The sequence below is a fragment of the Blautia acetica genome, from assembly GCF_038739805.1.
GTDB lineage: Bacteria > Bacillota > Clostridia > Lachnospirales > Lachnospiraceae > Blautia.
On record NZ_JBBEWO010000012.1, the window covers coordinates 68,459 to 87,610 of the forward strand.

A 19,152-nucleotide genomic window follows, 5' to 3' on the forward strand; every position below is an offset into this window, starting at 1 on the left:
AAATCCCGCCTGGAAACTCCAGACGGGATTCTATTCTCATTCACATTTTTTAGTTTGTAATAACCTGCTCTGTTTCTTTGTCAAATACATGAACTTTTTCCATGTCTAATGCAAATTTAACAGTATCGCCTGTTCTTGCTGTTGTACGAGGATTTACCCTTGCTGTCATAGAGAATCCTTCTGTATCAAAGTACAGATAAACTTCAGCACCAAGTAATTCGTAAACAGTAATTTTTCCTTCGATTGTGCTGTTCGGGAATGCCTGGATACGAGCTTCATCGTCATATACATGCTCTGGACGAATACCCATAACAACAGTTTTTCCATCATATCCGCCTTCGATAAGGGCTTTTTTCTTGGAAGCAGGTACCTGAAGTGTAGTGCTGCCAATCTGTAATTCAACATCGTTTCCTTTTACATGTACAACTGCATCTAAGAAGTTCATCTGAGGAGAACCGATGAATCCAGCAACGAATAAGTTACATGGAGCATTGTATAATGTCTGCGGTGTATCTACCTGCTGTACAACACCGTCTTTCATAACAACGATTCTTGTACCCAGTGTCATAGCCTCTGTCTGGTCATGTGTAACGTAGATGATGGTAGCACCTAATCTTTCATGTAATTTGGAAATCTCAGTACGCATCTGAACACGAAGTTTTGCATCCAGGTTTGACAGAGGTTCGTCCATTAAGAATACTTTAGGCTCACGCACGATAGCACGTCCCATAGCAACACGCTGTCTCTGACCACCGGAAAGAGCTTTCGGTTTACGGTCTAATAATTTTTCCAGGTCAAGAATCTTAGCTGCTTCTTTTACCATTTTGTCAATCTGGTCTTTTGGAACTTTTCTCAGTTTCAGACCAAATGCCATGTTGTCATAAACTGTCATATGTGGATACAGAGCATAGTTCTGGAATACCATTGCAATATCTCTGTCTTTTGGTTCTACATCGTTTACTACTTTGTCGCCAATCTTTAATGTACCGCCTGTGATTTCTTCCAGACCTGCAATCATACGAAGTGTTGTAGATTTACCACAACCTGAAGGTCCTACGAAGATGATGAATTCTTTATCTGCAATTTCAAGATTGAAATCTTTTACTGCTTCAAAGCCATTTGGGTAAGTCTTGTTAATATGCTGTAATGATAAACTTGCCATTTTAATTATCCTCCTAAACATATGCGATTGCTCTCGTTTGAACTGTGTTTAGTATACCTCTATCCCTGCTTTTTTTCCATAGGTCAAATGCCCAAATATTACTTTAAGTCTTTGTAAGCATGGACAATCCCCTAACCAATCCCGTCATTTTGACTGATTTTCAGAAATTCCATATACAATCTATACAACCTGTCCATAAAAGATTTGAAAACAGGCTTTACAGCCCTTCTCATCTTCCTTATAATAAATATCACAATGCGAAATAGAAGCGATTACAATACAGAAAGGACGTTTTTCATGTTCCGATTAATGGGAAATATTTATAAAGACACACGCATTCAGAAAAGCACGGTGATCTGTGATGATACCAAAAACAGCCGGACAAAAAAGGTATTTCACTGTCTGGACTGCATCTGCCATGAGTTTGATCTTCCATCCCCCATATGGCTGGATGCCAACATCAAAGACTTTCAGAAATTTTCAAAAGTACGGTTTTCGCAGGATAATTTTATTGAAATCCTGGACTTTGACTATCTGGAACTACAGATTATTGAAGAAGACTGACAGACAACAAAAGGCTGCAGCCTGCTCCATTTTTTATTAAAAAGAGCATCCTGCAGCCTTTCTGCTATTCTCGCTTTTATCCACCTTTTATTCTTTGAGAAGACCATCCAGTTCTTCTTCCAGCATGGCCTCATCCTCTTCGCTGAGCAGTTTTGAAATCTGGAGCGCCAGCTTACTGTCTTCGTCTTCCTCGTCCTCTTCGTCAAACTCTTCCAGTTCCGCAATATCCTCCATGGCATCCATGATGTCCAGTTCCTGGGTATCTCCCAGATGCAGTTCGTCGTCCACTTCTGCTTCCGGATGTTCTTCCTCCGGGATTTCGATTTTATGGATTTCCAGTTCCGTATCCTCCCCGATATCGCTCAGAGATGTAGGCATACTGCTGATAATCTGATGTACCTCCTTATAAGAAGACATAAATCTTCTCTGAGCCTGATTAATCAGCTCTACGATACCGTTCATTTCTTCCTGTACAGCCACATATTTCTTCTTACCTTCCAGAAGTTTATCATCAATCTCTGACTGTACAGCTTCCACCCGGCGTTTGGCTTCTTCTTCTGCTTCCGCTATCATTTTTTCACACTTTTCCCGTGCTTCATTTTCCATGCCCTCCGCCTTTATCTGGGCTTCAAATACCAGCTTTCCGATACTTTCGTAATTGTCAATATACTTCTGGTATTTTTCCTTGATATCTTCCTCCATGCGGGCCTGATAAGCTTCTTTTAATTCAATTCGTTTCTGAAGCTCTGCAATCTTTGTATCCCGGTCTGCAATCTGCTTCTTATAGTTGACCTGAATCTCTGCCATTTCGTCTTTCAGCTTCTGAATCAGTTCCTGCACTTCTTCCTTGTCATATCCGCCCATAAGGGTTGTCTTAAACATTTCGTATTCTGCCATGATACTCCACCTCGTATTTTCTTTTCTTACTGTAAATATTTACTGATGATTTCCCAGACATCTGCCCGTTCAAATCCCAGTTTCCATGCAGCTACACCAGCCAGCTCATACTGCTGAACCAGCTTCATTTTCTCCTCCAGGGATTTTTCATCTTCCAGCCAGATTTTCTGTGTTCCCTCAGCTGTAACAAGTTCTCCGTAATTCTGGGAGACGTCTTTGTTCCAGTAGACCTCCATCCCCTTTTCCTGGACATACTTGTCCGCCTGGTCCATGCCAAAGACCTCACTGGATACCATACCGTTGTTATTCTCTGTCCATAATCTGGTATAGAATGGTACAGCGTTAATCACCTTTTCCCTGGGAACTTCTTTGAGCGTCTGCACAATTCCTTCCTCCACAAACGGCAGAGAAGCCACTGAGCCGGCACTTTCGGAACCTGTGGTATGCTCATCATATCCCATGATAATCACATAATCCGCCACAATTCCCTGTTCCTTTCGGTTATAGAAAGCCGTATACTGCGGCACCGGGTCATCAATAGACAAAACCAGATTGTTTGCCCTGCAGGTGACAGACAGCTCCCGGATAAACTGGATAAAATGCGGTGCCTCTTCCTCTGTCAGGGCTTCAAAATCCACATTAATGCCATCCATTCCCACTCTTTTTGCCTCACTTAGAAGCATTTCGATAATATGAGTCCGAGCGCTTCTCTTTGACAGAGTTTCCAGTGTGCTTACATTTTCATCAAAATTATCAATCAGTCCCCATACCTCCATGCCTTTTGCATGAGCCTTGTCCACATACTCAGCGCTGGCCAGGGAAGAAATGGTACCCTCGCCTCCCGTAACGGAAAACCAGGTGGGAGAAACGACATTCACCCCCTTTACCTCCTCCATCGTCTGGTCAAATGCAGAATTGGCTGCCTCGGATGTTACCTGATGCCAGGCCAGGTTAATCTTATAATCTCTGGTAAGACTGGTATAATTCTCTTCATAGCTGCCCTCATATACCAGTTCCGTTTCTTCTGCTGCTTTTAAATCTTCTTTCTGCACATAGCCATCCAAACCGTCCGCAGTCATAACTCTGGACCAGTTTTCCATTTCCTCCAGAAGCTGCAGGGAATCACCCTCTTTCACTTCTGAAAGAATCGGACTTTTAATCCCCCCCTGATAACGCACCACGGTATCCTTTTTTGCTTCCACAGTCTGCATGCTCTGCCATTTATAAGAAATCACAGCCCTTGCCGGACTTTCATATACCTGACTTGTTATCTGCATGTATTTCTCCAGAAAGTTCAGAGCAATGTAATAACTGCCGTCAAATTCCTTTACAAGAACATAACCTTCCTCCTGCTCTGTCCCGGCGGTTGTACTGAACGTAGTTTCCGGCTGAATCTCCATCACCGCATCGGGTGTGGTATACAGCATTTTCTGTGTCTCTTCATCCCAGTAAAATCTTCCGTCCAGCGTATCCGTTACCACGCTGTAGGGGATATAGATTTTTCCGTCTGCCACCCGGCCTTTGCTGTCACTGACCGTATCCTGCAGAATCAAAGCAGCTTCCTCCTGACCTTCCAGCTTATAGTACTGTTCCAAATCCATTCTGGTATCTGACGGTGTATATTTCTTTACATAACTTGTAATAATACCTGCTGCACCAACAATTACGATAAGAAATAATGCTATAAACACGGGAGGAATCCCTCTCCTGCGTCTTCTTCTTTTCCTTCGTTTTGCCATTTTCCAGCTCCTTTTAAACTCTCTTTTTATGTGTATTATAGCATATTTTTTTCTTTCGTCATCTATTTCTTCCAGGATTTCATGTTTTTTTCAGATTTTTTTCTTTTTTATACACAATTATGGTGATTCAGCCCTTTACCAAATCAAAGGAAACGGCCTGAAGCTTTCCATCTTCATCTTGAATGTAATCCCGCATATAACCGCCTTCTTCTGCCATCTTATATGCTTTCTCAATACGTTTCGGTGTGGTAGACCTTCCGTTCAGATACAACGTCACCCCCATATCCTCATAAGTCTCCAGTTCCCGGTGCAGAATCTTCCTTTCGTTTTTATCCATACTTTCCTCCCGCAGAATGCAAATGTTTGTGATATATTATTATCCTGCTTCTTCTTTTTTTCCGCACAAAACGCCTCATTCAGTTACAAACAGATAAAGAAAGACTCCCCGTATGTTCTGGTATAAGTGGAAATTTGCAGTGATACAGAATGTATCCGCCTGCTGCAGCAGAATGCTGCATTTCTTGAATCATAAAATCTGCCGAACATGAAAAGACTACCTGAGTTTCACTCCTTCCTGTAAAATTTACAGGGCAGTCTTCTCTATCTGTTCCCTATTATAGCATCTGTACGGTAAATTAGCAAGTATTTCTTCTTTACAATCCGACGGTGCATAGTATATAATATAAAAGGAAAAATAGCATCTTTAGATAAATAACCAGACAGGATGTGATGTTATGAAAATAGAAAAAATAAATGAAAATCAAATACGCTGCACACTTACCAGAGCTGATTTGGAAGAGCGGCATATTCGTTTAAGCGAACTGGCTTACGGAAGTGAAAATGCCAAAAGTCTCTTTCGCGATATGATGCAGCAGGCTAACCTGGAATTTGGCTTTGAAGCAGACAATACCCCTCTGATGATTGAGGCCATTCCCGTATCTGCAGACAGCATTATTTTAATTATTTCCAAGGTAGACGACCCAGAAGAACTGGATACACGTTTTTCCAAATTTACTCCTCTGGGCAATTCCGGAACATCGTCTGAGGAAGCCCCTCCGGTGGAAGTAGAAGGTGCAGACGATATTCTGGGTATTTTCCAGAAAATTTATGAGGCAAAATCCAGAGCCATGGAACGCAAAAAGAAAGAAAGAAATTCTGAAGAAACTACAAAAGAGACAAAAAAGACTGAGATTTCTGAGGAAACTCCGGTTTCCGTAAATTTAATGCGCGAGTACACATTCCGGAATCTGGATACTGTCATTGAAGCCGCTCACGGACTGAATAATTTTTTCCAAGGTTTCAGCGCTTTGTATAAAAACGAAAAGGACGGTACCTATTCACTGATACTGCGTCAGGAGAAAACCCTGCCGGAAGATTTCAACAAAGTATGCAACATACTTTCCGAATATGGAAGCGGTACCTCTTTCTCCCCGGCCAAGCAGGCTTATCTGGAGGAGCACGGCGGTTGCATGATTCCGCAAAATGCACTGACACAGCTGACAAAAATCTAAGATGCAAGCAAAAAACCTCCGCAGCAGAATCTCTGCCCGGAGGTTTTTCACATTTTTATTTATTTTCCAGAAAATCGTTAATCTGAGCAACTAACATATTTCCGTCAATTCCGTGAACCATAGCTGCTTCTGCCAGTGATTCTCCCTGTGCGGAAGGACAGCCGATGCAGTGCATGCCTGCTCTCATAAGAATCGGCACAATATTTTCATCTAAACGAAGCAGTTCACCAATTGTCATATCTGGTGTTACTTTCATGGGTAATTCCTCCTTAAAATTTTCTATTATCTTATTATAATCTCTTTTCTCATTATATTCAACTGTTTTTCTCCATTTTACGCTTCCCTTTTTTCCCCTGTATGCACAAAAAAATCCTGCTATGTTTCTAAATTAAGACTTGTATTATAGAAATAAATATATTAGAATAACCCTAAGAACTGAATCGCAAGGTTCAGAATATATAAGGAGGGTACAATCATGGCATACGTTATTACAGATGAATGTGTAAGCTGCGGAACATGCGCTGGTGAATGTCCAGTGGAAGCTATTTCCGAAGGTGATGACAAATACGTTATCGACGCTGATACATGCGTTGACTGCGGAACATGCGCTGGTGTTTGTCCTACAGAAGCTATCGTAGAAGGCTAAGATTTACATAATACAGAAACATCTATGATGTTTTGTATCATGAAGCGTATACGAAGAGGCAGGAATTTTCGTGATTCCTGCCTCTTCGTTTTATTTTTTCTGAAAAAACCGTTTCTTTTTCTGCCCTTCCTTCTCCACAGCCGCTGCCGCTTCCCGCCTGTACTGCTGGCAGCTGCGGATTCGCTCATCCAGTCTTTTATACCTCTCTTCCCCGGAATTTTTTTCCTGAAGCCTGTCCGTTACAAGTTTACTGATAATTTCCATAAATTCCCTTGATACGGAAAGGGTCGCCGTTCTATGTTCAGGTTGTTTTTTCTCTGCCTGATTTTTATAAAAAAGGGTTGTCAGTTCTCCTATTTCTTTCAGTGCATACCCTTTTTTCTTTAGTTCTCTAATACTCAGAAAAACCTGAATATCCCATCGGGTGTAGTATCTGTGTCCCATTTCGTTTCTTCCAATCGGAAGGCACAGTTCTTCTTCCCAGTACCTGAGCACATGGGATTGAATTCCCAGAAAGTGAACTGCCTCCGAAACCGAATAAATGGCCTTCTGCATATACTGACCCCTTTCTTTGTTTCTCCTAATTATTATAACAAACCCCTGTTAAATTGCAAGAAAATACGTTCGACAAAAACTGTTGACAACTACTTAAAGCGGTGCTAAACTGATAAAAAATAACCAGGGAGCCCCATGGGCTGAGAGGAAGTTTGGCTTCGACCTGTATTACCTGATTTGGATTATGCCAACGTAGGGAGTTTACACATACTGATTTTATATGTCTGTGCATCCTTTCGGCACAGACTTTTTCTTTTTTGTGGAAAATGGCTGTGCCGCAGGTTCGGATTCTCTGGTTTAAAAAATAAAAGATTGGAGAAAACCTATGACTTACACTACACAAATGCATGCCGCAAGGCAGGGTATCATCACAAAGGAAATGGAACTTGTTGCCGAAAAGGAAGGTATCTCTCCCGAAGAACTGCGTCAGTACATGGCAGAGGGAAAAGCCGTCATTCCGGCCAACAAACTGCACAAATGTCTAAATCCCAACGGCGTGGGCTCTATGCTGAAAACGAAAATCAATGTGAATCTGGGAACTTCAAGGGACTGGAAAGACGTTGATATGGAATTGCAGAAGGTACAAAGCGCCGTGGAAATGGGTGCAGAATCCATTATGGATTTAAGTTCTTACGGGGATACCAGAAAGTTCCGCCGGAAGCTGACTCAGGAGTGCCCTGCCATTATTGGAACTGTACCGATTTATGACGCTGTGGTTTACTACCATAAACCATTAAAAGACATCACCACACAGGAATGGCTGGATATTGTAGAAATGCATGCCAAAGACGGCGTGGACTTTATGACTATTCATGTGGGTATCAATAAAAGCACTGCCTGCCGTTTCAAAGAAAACAAGCGGCTTACCAACATTGTTTCCAGAGGGGGCTCTATTATCTTTGCCTGGATGGAAATGACCGGACTGGAAAATCCGTTTTATGAACACTATGACTGGATTCTGGATATCTGTCAAAAATACGATGTGACTTTAAGCTTGGGAGATGCCTGCCGTCCCGGCTGTATCGCAGATGCCGGGGACATTTCCCAGATAGAAGAACTGGTGACACTGGGCGAGTTAACCCGACGGGCCTGGGAAAAGAATGTACAGGTCATTATCGAGGGGCCGGGGCACATGCCTTTAAATCAGATTGAAGCCAATATGAAAATCCAGCAGACCGTATGTCAGGGTGCACCTTTTTATGTACTGGGTCCTCTGGTGACAGACATTGCACCGGGATATGACCACATTACAGCTGCCATAGGCGGCGCTGTAGCAGCTTCCCACGGTGCATCTTTCCTGTGCTATGTCACTCCCGCAGAACATCTGCGTCTGCCGGACGAACAGGACGTAAAAGAAGGGATTATCGCTTCTAAAATAGCGGCCCATGCTGCGGACATTGCCAAAGGAATCCATGGGGCTTCTGACTGGGATTATGCCATGAGCACGGCTCGAAAAAGGCTGGACTGGGAAGAAATGTTCCGGCTCAGTATGGACCCGGAAAAAGCCAGACGCTACCGGGCAGAGGCCAAACCGGAAAAAGAAGATACCTGCAGTATGTGCGGAAACTTCTGCGCTGTAAAAAATATGAACCGGATTCTGGAAGGGGAAATTGTCAGCATCTATGACGAGTGATACCGGATATTCCAAGAGGCAGCCGCATGAAAGCGGCTGCCTCTTATTTTTTCATATTCACAAATTTCGTATAATTCGGCATCCAAACCAGATTTACGGTACCAATAGGACCATTTCTCTGTTTTGCAATGATGATTTCCGCAATGTTTTTGTTCTCGGAATCTTTATTATAATAATCATCACGATAAATAAACATAACCACGTCCGCATCCTGCTCAATGGCCCCTGACTCTCGCAAGTCTGAAAGCATGGGTCTGTGGTCGGGACGCTGCTCTACTGCACGGCTCAACTGGGAAAGAGCCACCACCGGTACATGCAGTTCTCTTGCCAGTGCCTTTAGAGAACGGGAAATCTCTGAAATTTCCTGCTGTCTGGACTCGCTTCTTCCGCTCCCCGTCATCAGCTGCAGGTAGTCGATAAAGATAATGCCCAGATTGTGTTCCATCTTATATTTTCTGCACTTGGAACGCAGTTCCGAGATAGAAATACCAGGTTTATCATCAATAATCAGGTTTGATTTTCCGATAATATTGGCGCCTTCAATCAGCTTCGCCCATTCCTCGTCTTCCAGATTACCGGTTCGAATATTCTGGGAATCCACCTTGGATTCCAGAGCCAGGAGACGGTTTACCAACTGCTCCTTTGACATTTCCAGACTGAATATAGCCGTTGTCACATCGCTGTGAAAGGCCATATACTGGGCAATATTCAATACAAAAGCCGTTTTTCCCATAGAAGGTCTGGCCGCCACCAGAATCAAATCCGAAGGCTGAAATCCCGACATCTTATAATCCAAATCGATAAAACCTGTGGGAATACCGGTAACGCTGCCCTGGGTTCTGGAAGCCTTCTCGATTTTTTCAATGGCGTTTAACACCACCTGGCGGATAGGCACAAACTCTTCACTTCCCCTATTCTGCACCAAGTCAAAGATTTTTTTCTCCGTCACTTCCAGAATGTCCTGAGTCTTCTCTTTGCCCAGATAGCAGGCATTGCTGATTTCCTCTGTGGTCTTAATCAGTTTCCGTAGCATGGATTTCTCTGCTACGATTTCGGCATAGTATTTTACATTGGCTGAGGTGGGAACTGCTGCCAGCAAATCCCGGACAAATTCCATGCTGGAAATTTCCGGCGGCAAATCCTTTTCTTTCAGTCTCTCCTGCAATGTTACAAGGTCAACTGCTTTTCCCTCGTCATGAAGCTCCACCATGGCCTCAAACACGATACCATACTGCTGCTGGTAAAAATCCGCCCCTGTAATCATCTCCGACGCCTCTACAATAGCGTCTCTGCTCATAATCATAGAGCCGATGACCGACTGTTCTGCCTCCATACTGTGGGGCAGGATTCTCTTAATCAGTGCTTCTTCCATTTCGGCGGGAACTCCCTTCTTACGCTTCTTTTACTACAACTTTCAAGTCTGCAGTCACCTGTGGATGCAGTTTTACCGGAACCAGTGTGGTGCCTAATTCCCGGATTGGATTTGCAAGCTGCATTTTCTTCTTGTCAATGTCATAACCAAGCTGCGCTTTGGCTGCTTCGGAAATTTCCTTTGTAGAAACAGAACCGAAGGTTCTGCCGTTTTCTCCCACCTTAATGCTTACCATCACCTGTTTGGTTTCCAGTTCTGTCTTAAACTGTTTTGCCGCTTCCAGATTTTCTTTTGCCACTTTGTCTTCGTGTGCTTTCTGAAGCTTCAAATCATTGATATTCTTCGGGGTTGCCTCTACGCCTAACTTTTTGGGAAACAGCATGTTTCTTGCGTATCCGTCGCTTACATTTACCATCTGTCCTTTTTTGCCCAAAGATTTTACGTCTTCAATCAGTATTACTTTCATACTTCTATGTCTCCTTCTTTCATCATCTGGTCAAGTGTTGCTTTTAACTGCCGGATTGCTTCTTCCACAGTTACACCCGGAAGCTGGGCACCTGCCATATTAATATGGCCGCCGCCACCCATTTTCTCCATAATCAGCTGCACATTGACTTCATCAATAGCCCTGGCACTGATAAAAATTTTGCCCTGATAATCCGTCAGCACGAAGGTTGCCTTAATGCTGTCCACATTCAGCAGTTCATTGGCCGCCTGGGAAGCCACTACGGTGGGACTATCAATACCCTCACTGGGGCATACGGCAATGGCAAAACAGGTTTTATACGTCTCTACATGGCGAATGGCTTCTGCCTTAGCCCTGTAAGATTTCACATCATCGCGGAACATTTTGCGCACTCTGGTTACATCAGCCCCGCATCTTCGCAGGAACGCTGCAGCCTCAAAGGTACGCACACCGGTCTTTGCCGTAAAGTTATTGGTGTCAATAATAATGCCTGAATACAACGCGTCTGCTTCAATATTGTAAATCCTGATATCATCAGAAAAATACTGCAGAATCTCTGCTACCATTTCACAGGCCGAAGACGCGTAAGGCTCAATATAGGACAGCACTGCATTCTGAATCACTTCGCTGCCCTGACGGTGGTGGTCAAGCACCACAATGGTCTTGGTCTTATGCAGAAGTTCTTCGCATTCTGTATAACTCGGCTTATTGGTATCTACCACCACAACGACTGTATTGTTATCCACAATTTCTTTTGCTTCATCGCTGTCTATAAACATATGCTCATCATAATCCGGATTTTTCAGGAAATTTTCCATAATCGGACGCACTGACATGGTGGGATGATTTACCACAATGTGAGCTTTTTTGTTCAGAGATTTTGCCGCCCTGTAGATACCGATACCTGCACCGATAGAGTCCACATCGGAAATCTTGTGTCCCATGACTACAACCTTATCCTTGCTGACCATAAATTCCCGGAGAGCATGGGCTTTCACCCGGGCTTTTACCCTGGTATTTTTACCCATTTGCTGGGATTTGCCGCCGTAATATGTCATCTGGTCCCTATCTTTGATAACCACCTGGTCACCGCCGCGGCCCAATGCCAAATCAATAGCGATACGGGAATATTCATAATTCTGGGCATAAGTAGGTGCATTGATACCGATTCCGATACTAATAGTAACGGCCATATCATTTCCGATATTAACCGTTTTCACCTCTTCCAGAATGTTAAAACGTTTTTGCTTTAACTCTTCCAGAGAACGCTGACGCATAACCAGAATGAATTTATCCTTCTCCAGCTTCTTAATGAGTCCATCCACATCGCTGAAATATTTGTTCAGCTTTCGCTCAATAAGCGCTACCAGAAGAGAACGTCTGACTTCCTCTACACTGTTCAGCGCTTCTTCATAATTATCCAGATACAAAAGCCCTGTTACCAGCTTTTCGTCTTCCTTCTGGCGAATGTACTGATTCAGTTCTGTCTCATCAAAGAAATAGCAGGCAATCAAATCACTGCCTTCCTCAATTTCCAGCAGACCAGACTCCTCCAGCAGCTTTTTCATGGAAATCCGGCGCATAACCGCCTTATAATCTCTTTTCTCAAACTGAAAAGCAATTTCTGCATCCTCTTCTTTCGGAAGTTTTTCCTGCGTGATTTCCGGAAACAGACTGCTGATAGCCTTACGGTATCTCCTGTTCTTCCCTGTCAGTTTTGCAAATTCTTCATTCAGCCATAAAATTTTTCCCTTATAATCCAAAAGGGCATAGGGTACAATAAATTCATTCAACAAAGTTTTCTGTACCTGCCCGTACTGAGTCGCAAAGGAAATCAACTCACTCATAATCGTAGCTCTGCTGTGGAAATACATGAAAACCGCAATGAGCATATAGACTGCAAGGAATCCTGTCACCAGTGCCCCGGCTTTTACATTCACGGTAAATACCAGTATATCCATGACCAGCAGCACTATGGTCAGAATGAAGGGCCACTGCATATAAAATTTCAGCTGGCCTTTAATTTTTAATTTTCCATTCATCTCTTCACCTGCCGATAAATCCCAAAAGAATTCCATCTTTTGATTAATAGGTAACAGTATTATATCATCTTTTAAGATTTTACACAAGAAAAAAGCGCACCGCCGAAGCAGTGCGCCTGTCATCTCAATTAGTCCTGAACATAAGGCATAATTGCCAGATGTCTTGCTCTCTTGATTTCTACTGTTAACGCTCTCTGATGTTTAGCACAGTTTCCTGTGATTCTTCTAGGAAGAATTTTACCTCTTTCAGATACGTATCTTTTCAGCTTGTTTGCATCCTTGTAGCTGATTTCGTTATTTTCCTGTCCGCAGAATACGCAAACTTTTTTTCTTCTGCGTCCGCCTCTTCTCTTCATTGGAGAATCCGGTCTATTACCTTTTTCGTAAGCCATGATTGTTTACCTCCTATCCATATTACTGCCAGCCTTAGCTAAATGGCAGTTCCTCGTCAATTCCATCGGGAATGTTCATAAATCCGTCTGCTGATGCAGCGCTTGGAGACGGTGCAGCCTGTGCAGGTGCTCCCATAGAAGCCTGTCCTACATGACTGTCGCTTACAGATTTGCTCTCAGCAAACTCCTGCTCTTCCACAACTACATCTGTGGTATAAACCTTGTTGCCGTCTCTGTTTGTGTAGCTGCCGGTCTGAATACGTCCGGCCACTACAATACGGATTCCCTGACGGAAATATCTCTCTGCAAATTCTGCCTGTCTTCCGAAAGCCACACAGCCGATAAAATCAGCGGTTGCCTCTCCGTCTCTCCTGAAACGGCGGTCAACAGCCAGCGTATATCTGGCAATCGCCATAGAATTTTCCCCTGCGGAATATCTTACCTCAGGGTCTCTTGTCAAACGACCCATTAAAATTACTTTATTCATCTTATCACCTCATAAATCTGGAAAGAAAAGGCTGTTTTTCAATGAGCCGATTCGTGCCGTCAAAAGAATTAAGCCTCTTTCTTAACAACTAAATATCTTAACACATTGTCCATAATGCGGATATGACGTTCTATTTCTGCAGGGCATGCTGCATCAGCTTCGAACTGGATGAAGTAGTAGTATCCTTCGCGCATTTTCTGGATTTCGTAAGCTAATCTTTTCTTGCCCCATTCTTCAACTTCTGTTACGTTTCCGTTGTAACGGGCAATGTAGCCTTTTGCTTTTTCCACTACTGCTGCACGAGCGTCATCTTCAATCTTTGCATTTACGACTAATGCTAATTCGTATTTGTTCATGCTTGTTGTACCTCCTTTTGGTCTTTTGGCTCCCTGATGAGCAGGGAACAAGGATAATAATATATCACAATTCCCGATTTTACCATAAGAGGACTGGGATTTCAAGCCTTTTTTTTCAATTCTCTGGTGTTTTTTTCCACCAGTCTGCGGGACAGCATGACCTGATGTTCGCAGCCCATGCATTTCAGACGGAAATCTGCTCCTACTCTCAGAATTTCCCACTCCTGACTGCCGCAGGGATGCTGCTTTTTCAGTTTTACAATGTCTCCCACTTCATAATCAAAATTTCTGTCTTTCAAGATTTTGTTTCTCCTTTGGTTTCACTTTCTATTCTGTCCTCTTCTCTTCCAGATACCTGCAAACTTCACCAATAGGGGCATTGATAACCAAATCCGCAATACGGTCTCTGGGGGTTCTGTCCTTATTGATAACCACCAGATAACGTCCCCGGAAATCATCTATCAGCGAAGCTGCCGGATACACAGACAGAGACGTGCCGCCGATAATCAGTACATCTGCTTCGGAAATAGCATGAACCGCTTCTGACAGCACCTTTGGGTCCAGTGCCTCTTCGTATAAAACCACATCCGGCTTAATCATGCCGCCGCAGGTTTCACATCTGGGCATGCCGCTGCTCTGCTTCACATATGAAAAATCATAAAAAGCGCCGCATTTCGTGCAGTGATTCCGGTAAACACTGCCGTGCAGTTCCAGAACTTTACGGCTTCCTGCCATCTGGTGCAGATTGTCGATATTCTGGGTAATCACAGCTTTCAATTTGCCTTCCTTCTCCAAATGTGCCAAATACTTGTGGGCCGCGTTTGGCTTTGCGGTATCACACAACATTTTAGCCCGATAAAAGCGGTAAAATTCTTCGGGATTCCTTTGAAAAAAAGTATGACTTAAAATGGTTTCCGGCGGGTAATCCCACTGCTGGTGATACAGACCGTCTACACTTCTGAAGTCGGGAATCCCGCTTTCCGTGGACACGCCTGCCCCTCCGAAAAACACCAGATTCTCTGTATGTGCAATGATTTCTCTCAGTTTTTCTACTGTTTCCATATGCCTGCCTCCTTACCATTCCTGCTTAATACGTTCCCTCTCTCTTGGCCTGCACCACAAAGCGGGTAGCGTCATTTCCCGTACAGGTGGAAAGAGTAATCACCTTATCCTCAGCCGTCACCTCTGTCTGGAAATCCACCAGGGACTGGCTTTTCATCTTTTCCAGATAGGACGCAAACTGCTCATCCGGAGCGGAAAACAGGGTGTATACTTCTCCTGCCGCGTCTACCACATGGCTGCTGAAAATTTCGTATCTGTAATTTTTATCCGGTGTGCAAATCCATATGTAACGTCCCGGAACGGATTCCTGGTCTTTAAAATGTTTTCTTAAAAGTCCGAACATGGAACCGTTTTTCATATTATGTCCGTAAATAATGGTATTGCAGTCTTCAAAATTGCTATTATTGGTATAGTCAATGAAAATGGAACCGGCGGCATTATAATTCCCTTCAAAGGTATGTTTCAGATAATACTCATTGTCCGTCCCCTTCATAATAGGGTAACTGATAGAAGTGCCTTCTATCTGAATCCAGCCGATAACATCCGGGTTAATGGCTTTTAGGCTGTCAAAATCCACCTGGGGCGGCACAGGCTTCGCTTCCTCTGCTTCCGGCTCGGTCTGGGTTTCCTCCTGCTCTTGCTCCGGTTCCGGCTCTGTTACGGTAACATATTCCCGCACTCTATTATATTCATCTGTTCCTGCCTTGTATTCCAGGAAGATTTTTCCAAGCTGGAAAGCGGAAAACGCAAACACACCTATGGCAATCACTAAGATGAGATTGCGTATTATGTCCCCTGCTGTCCGTTTTTTCTTTTCTTTTTTGCTCATGTTTATTCCTGTCCCTCATATCCTGTAGTATTTTCGTAAATTCCCATATAATCTTCCCCCGAAATTTCCGGACTGGGAACCAGTCTTACACTGATATCTGTGGTAATCTTCGTTCCTTCAGGCAATATCATGCTTTTATAGGAGGAAAAATAATTGGGATTTTCCTGTGTAGGGTTTGTTTCCAGTAAAAGGACACTGTCCAGGAACAGTCCCTCTTTTTCTTCATCCAGCTTCATCTCTAAAAGTCCAAATTCCGCCCCTGTGCTTTCTATATCATATACACCGGCCGGAAAATCCTGTCCCACAACAACCTCCGTCCCTGTCTCAATTTCCACACTCTCTGTAAGAGGGTTCGCCATTTTTTCTGTCATGTCCTCTGTCTGGGCATTCTGTGTAGAAAAAGCCACCGGATTCATTCCCGTAACGCTGACAAGCGTACCGGCAAACAGCTTTTGTCCTTGGGCGGCGTCTGTATCATATTCCTCCGTTCCGAAAGAATACGAAGCATATACTGCATGATTTACATCACGAATTGCACAGGAACTGCCCTCTTCCCCTGTAATCACATACTCTCCTTCCGGAATGTCTGTGCCAACCACATACAGCCCTGCCGGGAGCGCCTGCTCCCAGGTATCTCCTATAGGCGAAATCTGGTCTTCTATATACTGGTAAGGGTCATACTCCTCCATAAAATCATCGTAGTTCTCCCCCTGTGTATCTGTTTCCAAATAGGAATCCGACTCATGGGATTGAGAAACTCCCACTATACACAGTATCACGATAAGAATAAACATTCCCAAAAAGAACACCATGAGACCACTTCTTCCCTTGTTCCCTCTCCGGGCTGCACTATTACTCCTTAGTGACGCATAAGGCCCGGCAGAAGCATACGGTCCGGCTGCTGTACGCGTTCCGGAAGGCGGGTAAACCTGCTGCTTTAACGGCTGTTTCTCTCCTGGAGAGGTTTCGGGCTGCTGCAAAACTTCTTGTCTTTCCTCCCTCTGCCCCTGTGCCTGAGGTTCCTTTGCCGCAGATTCCCGTGTCTGATATTGCCCTCGATTCAGAACACCGGTATACATATCATCACACTTACGGTTATCCATACCACATTCCATACAGATTCCGTTTCTTAACTTTCCGCCGCAGAGGCTGCATTCATTTTTTCGATTCCCCATAGGCCAACTCCTTCCCCATATAGAATTCAGTTTTTGTAACACTTTATCTTATTATAACATTCCGATTGCAGTTCCGTCATTCTTTTTCTTTCTGTTTCTGCAAATTTTTAAAGGGCTTCCCTCCTTGCGGAGAAGAAACCCTTTCTTGTCTCTCTTTATTTGATTTTGCTTCGATTGTTTTCCCAGACAAATGCTTCCAGATTTTCTCCACTGACTGCCGGTCCCGGAAGCGCAGATAAGCCTCTGTGATTTCCGAAATAGTCCTCATTCAGAATAAGGTCGGTTCCGTCCGGATTTTCATATCGTTCTTCCGGCTCAAACGCCTCACCCAGAATATCGCTGTTGATAATACCGTCTTGCATCCCCTCCAGAAATTCATAAACATTGGTTTTCACTTTACAGTTTCCCTTTTCTTCCGTCAGCTTCACAAAGACCTCATGCTCGGTATCCACCAGCTTGTTTTCCTCCCGGTTCCACGGTTTTGCGCCATTAAAATATGCATTACCATCAATCCAGACAGGCAGGTGGTCAAAATGGGCGTGCATCAGTTCATGCATGGTATCCATATCCGCTCTTTCACCCAGCTTAAATTTGGCAATCCATTCCTCATATGTGGGATACCCATTAAAAACAAAGCTTCCCACATCCAGCTTTTCCGTATCCGGAAGTACCATGTCTGCCGGAATTCTCTCTTGGGGCGTCCAGTTTTGTATAAAAATGTTGTTGTAAATCCGGTTGTCCCCATGAAGAATGGTCATAAAGCCTGCCACCTCTGTGCGGTGTTTGATGTGATAAGGGGTGTAACGGGGCTGATTCTTACCGTTGGCTGTCATATCTGTGCCAACGCCCACTGCTGAAAAGGAGCCGCAAATCAGATTGTGTACCAAAGCCACACCCTGGGTAGCCCAGCGCAGCGCTGTTCTGGACAAAAGGAAATTATTGTCCACCAAAATAGGTCCATGTCCCACTTCGATAAACAAATCCATGCCAAATCCCATGCCATTGTCTTTCATAGGAAGAAATTCCGGCAGGAAGTTGTCATGAAGCAGATTCTGGGTGATTCTGGTTCCCTGGGCCTGCCAGTCTGTCCAAATCCCCATGGTGCAGTGGTGAATGTGATTTCTTCTGAAAATCACATCAATTGCCGCATGGAATTTAATTCCTGCCACTTCAGCCCCGGTCAGCTGCTGCATGTTGTTAATATGATGAATGTGGTTGTCTTCAATAATAGAAAAGACACAGCCCATACGCCCTACAATTCCCGCCTGTCCGCAGTCGTGGATATGGCAGCGGCGCACAATATGAGAACCCACAGTTTCTTTGGTCCAGCCGTCATACTGGGCAATACATACCGCATCCCGTTCCATCTGGGTAGGGCTTTTCACATGTTTGCGGGTAAAATAATTGTCATTCTCCTTCTCTGTCTGATGATAATTTCCCAGAGAAATCCCGCAGCACTTGCTGTTGGAAATGTCACAGTCCTCAATAATCCAGCCCTTGCTCCAGTGCGCGCCAATCATACCGTCCTGATAGGCAGCCGGAGGCGCCCAGTTCGTCGCTGCCTTGCTAACCTGAAATCCGCTTAAAGTAATGTATCCCACGCCCTTTTTGTCCGGCATGAAACAGTTGCGGCGCACATTAATTTCCACATTTTCCTCATTGGGATTTTTACCCTGGAAGTTGGCATAAATCACGGTTTCCCTGCCGTCCTGCTCTGTGTACCATTTGTATATGGAATATTCCGGTTCCCAGGAAGCCGGAAACACTTCTCCTTTTAGACAGTCTTCCAAAGTTGCGGTCTCGTACAGCATACGGTCATCTAAATATACTGCGCCTCTGTGCATATCCGTAAATTTTCCGGTCTGCGGGTCTTTGGGTGAGAAATACCAGTCCCCCTCCACAATTTCTGTGTAGGGATTATAAGCTCCGAACACACCGTTCTCTATGCGAAGCACCCAAGTGTTTCCTCCATAGTGTTTCCAGCCCTTTGCCTCCTCTGCACCGGTGATAACCGCGCCCAGCGGTTCTGTAGAACGGTACACGATTCTGGCGTCCTCCCGCCCTGCATTTACAGGATTAACGTATTCCCGGTAAATGCCCGGAGCCACCAGCACTTCGTCTCCTGCTTCTGCCACCTTTGCAGCATCGTTGATGTGTTTAAAAGGCATTTCCTTACTTCCGTTTCCCTGGCGGGAAGCTTTTTGATTTACATAAATCTTCATGATTTTCCCTCCTGCTTTCGCAATTCTTATAGGAACATTGTA

General features: G+C 44.2%; 21 protein-coding genes and 1 riboswitch. Of the genes, 4 read left to right on the plus strand and 17 right to left on the minus strand.

The window, feature by feature from the left end:
* Positions 1-49: 49 nt before the first annotated feature.
* Positions 50-1,162: an ABC transporter ATP-binding protein gene (locus tag WBS51_RS09425; protein ID WP_173750029.1), complete on the minus strand. Its 1,113-nt coding sequence runs from the start codon at positions 1,160-1,162 to the stop codon at positions 50-52.
* Between the two features lie 297 nt (positions 1,163-1,459).
* On the opposite strand from WBS51_RS09425, the gene WBS51_RS09430 reads away from it, so the two are divergent.
* Positions 1,460-1,726 carry a hypothetical protein gene (locus WBS51_RS09430; RefSeq protein WP_173750030.1) on the plus strand — a complete coding sequence of 89 codons (267 nt, stop codon included), beginning with the start codon at positions 1,460-1,462 and terminating at the stop codon, positions 1,724-1,726.
* Positions 1,727-1,813: 87 nt separating this feature from the next.
* On the opposite strand, the gene WBS51_RS09435 is transcribed toward WBS51_RS09430, so the two are convergent.
* The 3 genes from WBS51_RS09435 to WBS51_RS09445 form a co-directional block, all read right to left on the minus strand.
* Entirely contained in the window at positions 1,814-2,623 is an 810-nt protein-coding gene (locus tag WBS51_RS09435) for a DUF3135 domain-containing protein (protein WP_173750031.1), read from the minus strand.
* A gap of 26 nt (positions 2,624-2,649) precedes the next feature.
* On the minus strand, positions 2,650-4,362 hold the full coding sequence (locus tag WBS51_RS09440; RefSeq protein WP_173750032.1) for a glycosyl hydrolase family 18 protein: 1,713 nt from the start codon (positions 4,360-4,362) through the stop codon (positions 2,650-2,652).
* A 127-nt stretch (positions 4,363-4,489) separates the two neighbouring features.
* Positions 4,490-4,699 carry a hypothetical protein gene (locus WBS51_RS09445; protein ID WP_173750033.1) on the minus strand — a complete coding sequence of 70 codons (210 nt, stop codon included), beginning with the start codon at positions 4,697-4,699 and terminating at the stop codon, positions 4,490-4,492.
* Between the two features lie 397 nt (positions 4,700-5,096).
* Between WBS51_RS09445 and WBS51_RS09450 the strand changes: the two genes are divergently transcribed.
* Positions 5,097-5,873 (plus strand): adaptor protein MecA, encoded by a 777-nt coding sequence (locus tag WBS51_RS09450; protein ID WP_291682801.1) that lies wholly within the window; start codon positions 5,097-5,099, stop codon positions 5,871-5,873.
* Between the two features lie 55 nt (positions 5,874-5,928).
* On the opposite strand, the gene WBS51_RS09455 is transcribed toward WBS51_RS09450, so the two are convergent.
* Positions 5,929-6,129: a DUF1858 domain-containing protein gene (locus WBS51_RS09455; RefSeq protein WP_173750035.1), complete on the minus strand. Its 201-nt coding sequence runs from the start codon at positions 6,127-6,129 to the stop codon at positions 5,929-5,931.
* A gap of 219 nt (positions 6,130-6,348) precedes the next feature.
* On the opposite strand from WBS51_RS09455, the gene WBS51_RS09460 reads away from it, so the two are divergent.
* Positions 6,349-6,519 carry a DUF362 domain-containing protein gene (locus tag WBS51_RS09460; protein ID WP_009247091.1) on the plus strand — a complete coding sequence of 57 codons (171 nt, stop codon included), beginning with the start codon at positions 6,349-6,351 and terminating at the stop codon, positions 6,517-6,519.
* 90 nt (positions 6,520-6,609) lie between these two features.
* Here WBS51_RS09460 and WBS51_RS09465 read toward each other — a convergent pair whose 3' ends face one another.
* A complete protein-coding gene (locus WBS51_RS09465) occupies positions 6,610-7,074 on the minus strand; it encodes a MerR family transcriptional regulator (RefSeq protein WP_173750036.1) in 465 nt (154 codons plus the stop codon).
* 114 nt (positions 7,075-7,188) lie between these two features.
* A riboswitch (TPP riboswitch) is annotated at positions 7,189-7,290 on the plus strand.
* A gap of 109 nt (positions 7,291-7,399) precedes the next feature.
* Between WBS51_RS09465 and thiC the strand changes: the two genes are divergently transcribed.
* Complete coding sequence (gene thiC / locus WBS51_RS09470) at positions 7,400-8,707, plus strand: phosphomethylpyrimidine synthase ThiC (RefSeq protein WP_173750037.1); 1,308 nt, start codon at positions 7,400-7,402, stop codon at positions 8,705-8,707.
* A gap of 43 nt (positions 8,708-8,750) precedes the next feature.
* On the opposite strand, the gene dnaB is transcribed toward thiC, so the two are convergent.
* The 11 genes from dnaB to WBS51_RS09525 all read right to left on the minus strand — a co-directional run bounded on the left by dnaB (position 8,751) and on the right by WBS51_RS09525 (position 19,110).
* The gene (gene dnaB / locus WBS51_RS09475; protein WP_173750038.1) at positions 8,751-10,079 is read right to left on the minus strand and encodes a replicative DNA helicase; all 1,329 of its coding nucleotides are present in this window, start codon (positions 10,077-10,079) and stop codon (positions 8,751-8,753) included.
* Between the two features lie 19 nt (positions 10,080-10,098).
* Positions 10,099-10,545, minus strand: coding sequence for a 50S ribosomal protein L9 (gene rplI, locus WBS51_RS09480; protein ID WP_173750039.1), 447 nt, complete (start codon positions 10,543-10,545; stop codon positions 10,099-10,101).
* Positions 10,542-12,587, minus strand: a complete 2,046-nt coding sequence (locus WBS51_RS09485; RefSeq protein WP_173750040.1) for a DHH family phosphoesterase — start codon at positions 12,585-12,587, stop codon at positions 10,542-10,544. Before WBS51_RS09485 ends, rplI begins: the two co-directional genes overlap by 4 nt.
* Positions 12,588-12,715: 128 nt before the next feature.
* On the minus strand, positions 12,716-12,979 hold the full coding sequence (rpsR, locus tag WBS51_RS09490; RefSeq protein WP_022268174.1) for a 30S ribosomal protein S18: 264 nt from the start codon (positions 12,977-12,979) through the stop codon (positions 12,716-12,718).
* A 34-nt stretch (positions 12,980-13,013) separates the two neighbouring features.
* A complete protein-coding gene (locus WBS51_RS09495; RefSeq protein WP_294462501.1) occupies positions 13,014-13,466 on the minus strand; it encodes a single-stranded DNA-binding protein in 453 nt (150 codons plus the stop codon).
* Positions 13,467-13,534: 68 nt separating this feature from the next.
* Positions 13,535-13,822, minus strand: coding sequence for a 30S ribosomal protein S6 (rpsF, locus tag WBS51_RS09500; RefSeq protein WP_173750042.1), 288 nt, complete (start codon positions 13,820-13,822; stop codon positions 13,535-13,537).
* Positions 13,823-13,923: 101 nt separating this feature from the next.
* Complete coding sequence (locus WBS51_RS09505; protein ID WP_173750043.1) at positions 13,924-14,121, minus strand: DUF951 domain-containing protein; 198 nt, start codon at positions 14,119-14,121, stop codon at positions 13,924-13,926.
* A gap of 28 nt (positions 14,122-14,149) precedes the next feature.
* Positions 14,150-14,884 carry an NAD-dependent protein deacylase gene (locus tag WBS51_RS09510; protein ID WP_294462498.1) on the minus strand — a complete coding sequence of 245 codons (735 nt, stop codon included), beginning with the start codon at positions 14,882-14,884 and terminating at the stop codon, positions 14,150-14,152.
* Positions 14,885-14,909: 25 nt separating this feature from the next.
* Complete coding sequence (gene srtB / locus WBS51_RS09515; RefSeq protein WP_173750045.1) at positions 14,910-15,713, minus strand: class B sortase; 804 nt, start codon at positions 15,711-15,713, stop codon at positions 14,910-14,912.
* Between the two features lie 2 nt (positions 15,714-15,715).
* Positions 15,716-16,888, minus strand: coding sequence for a hypothetical protein (locus WBS51_RS09520; protein ID WP_294462495.1), 1,173 nt, complete (start codon positions 16,886-16,888; stop codon positions 15,716-15,718).
* Positions 16,889-17,043: 155 nt separating this feature from the next.
* Positions 17,044-19,110: a right-handed parallel beta-helix repeat-containing protein gene (locus WBS51_RS09525; protein WP_294462492.1), complete on the minus strand. Its 2,067-nt coding sequence runs from the start codon at positions 19,108-19,110 to the stop codon at positions 17,044-17,046.
* Positions 19,111-19,152 lie beyond the last annotated feature (42 nt).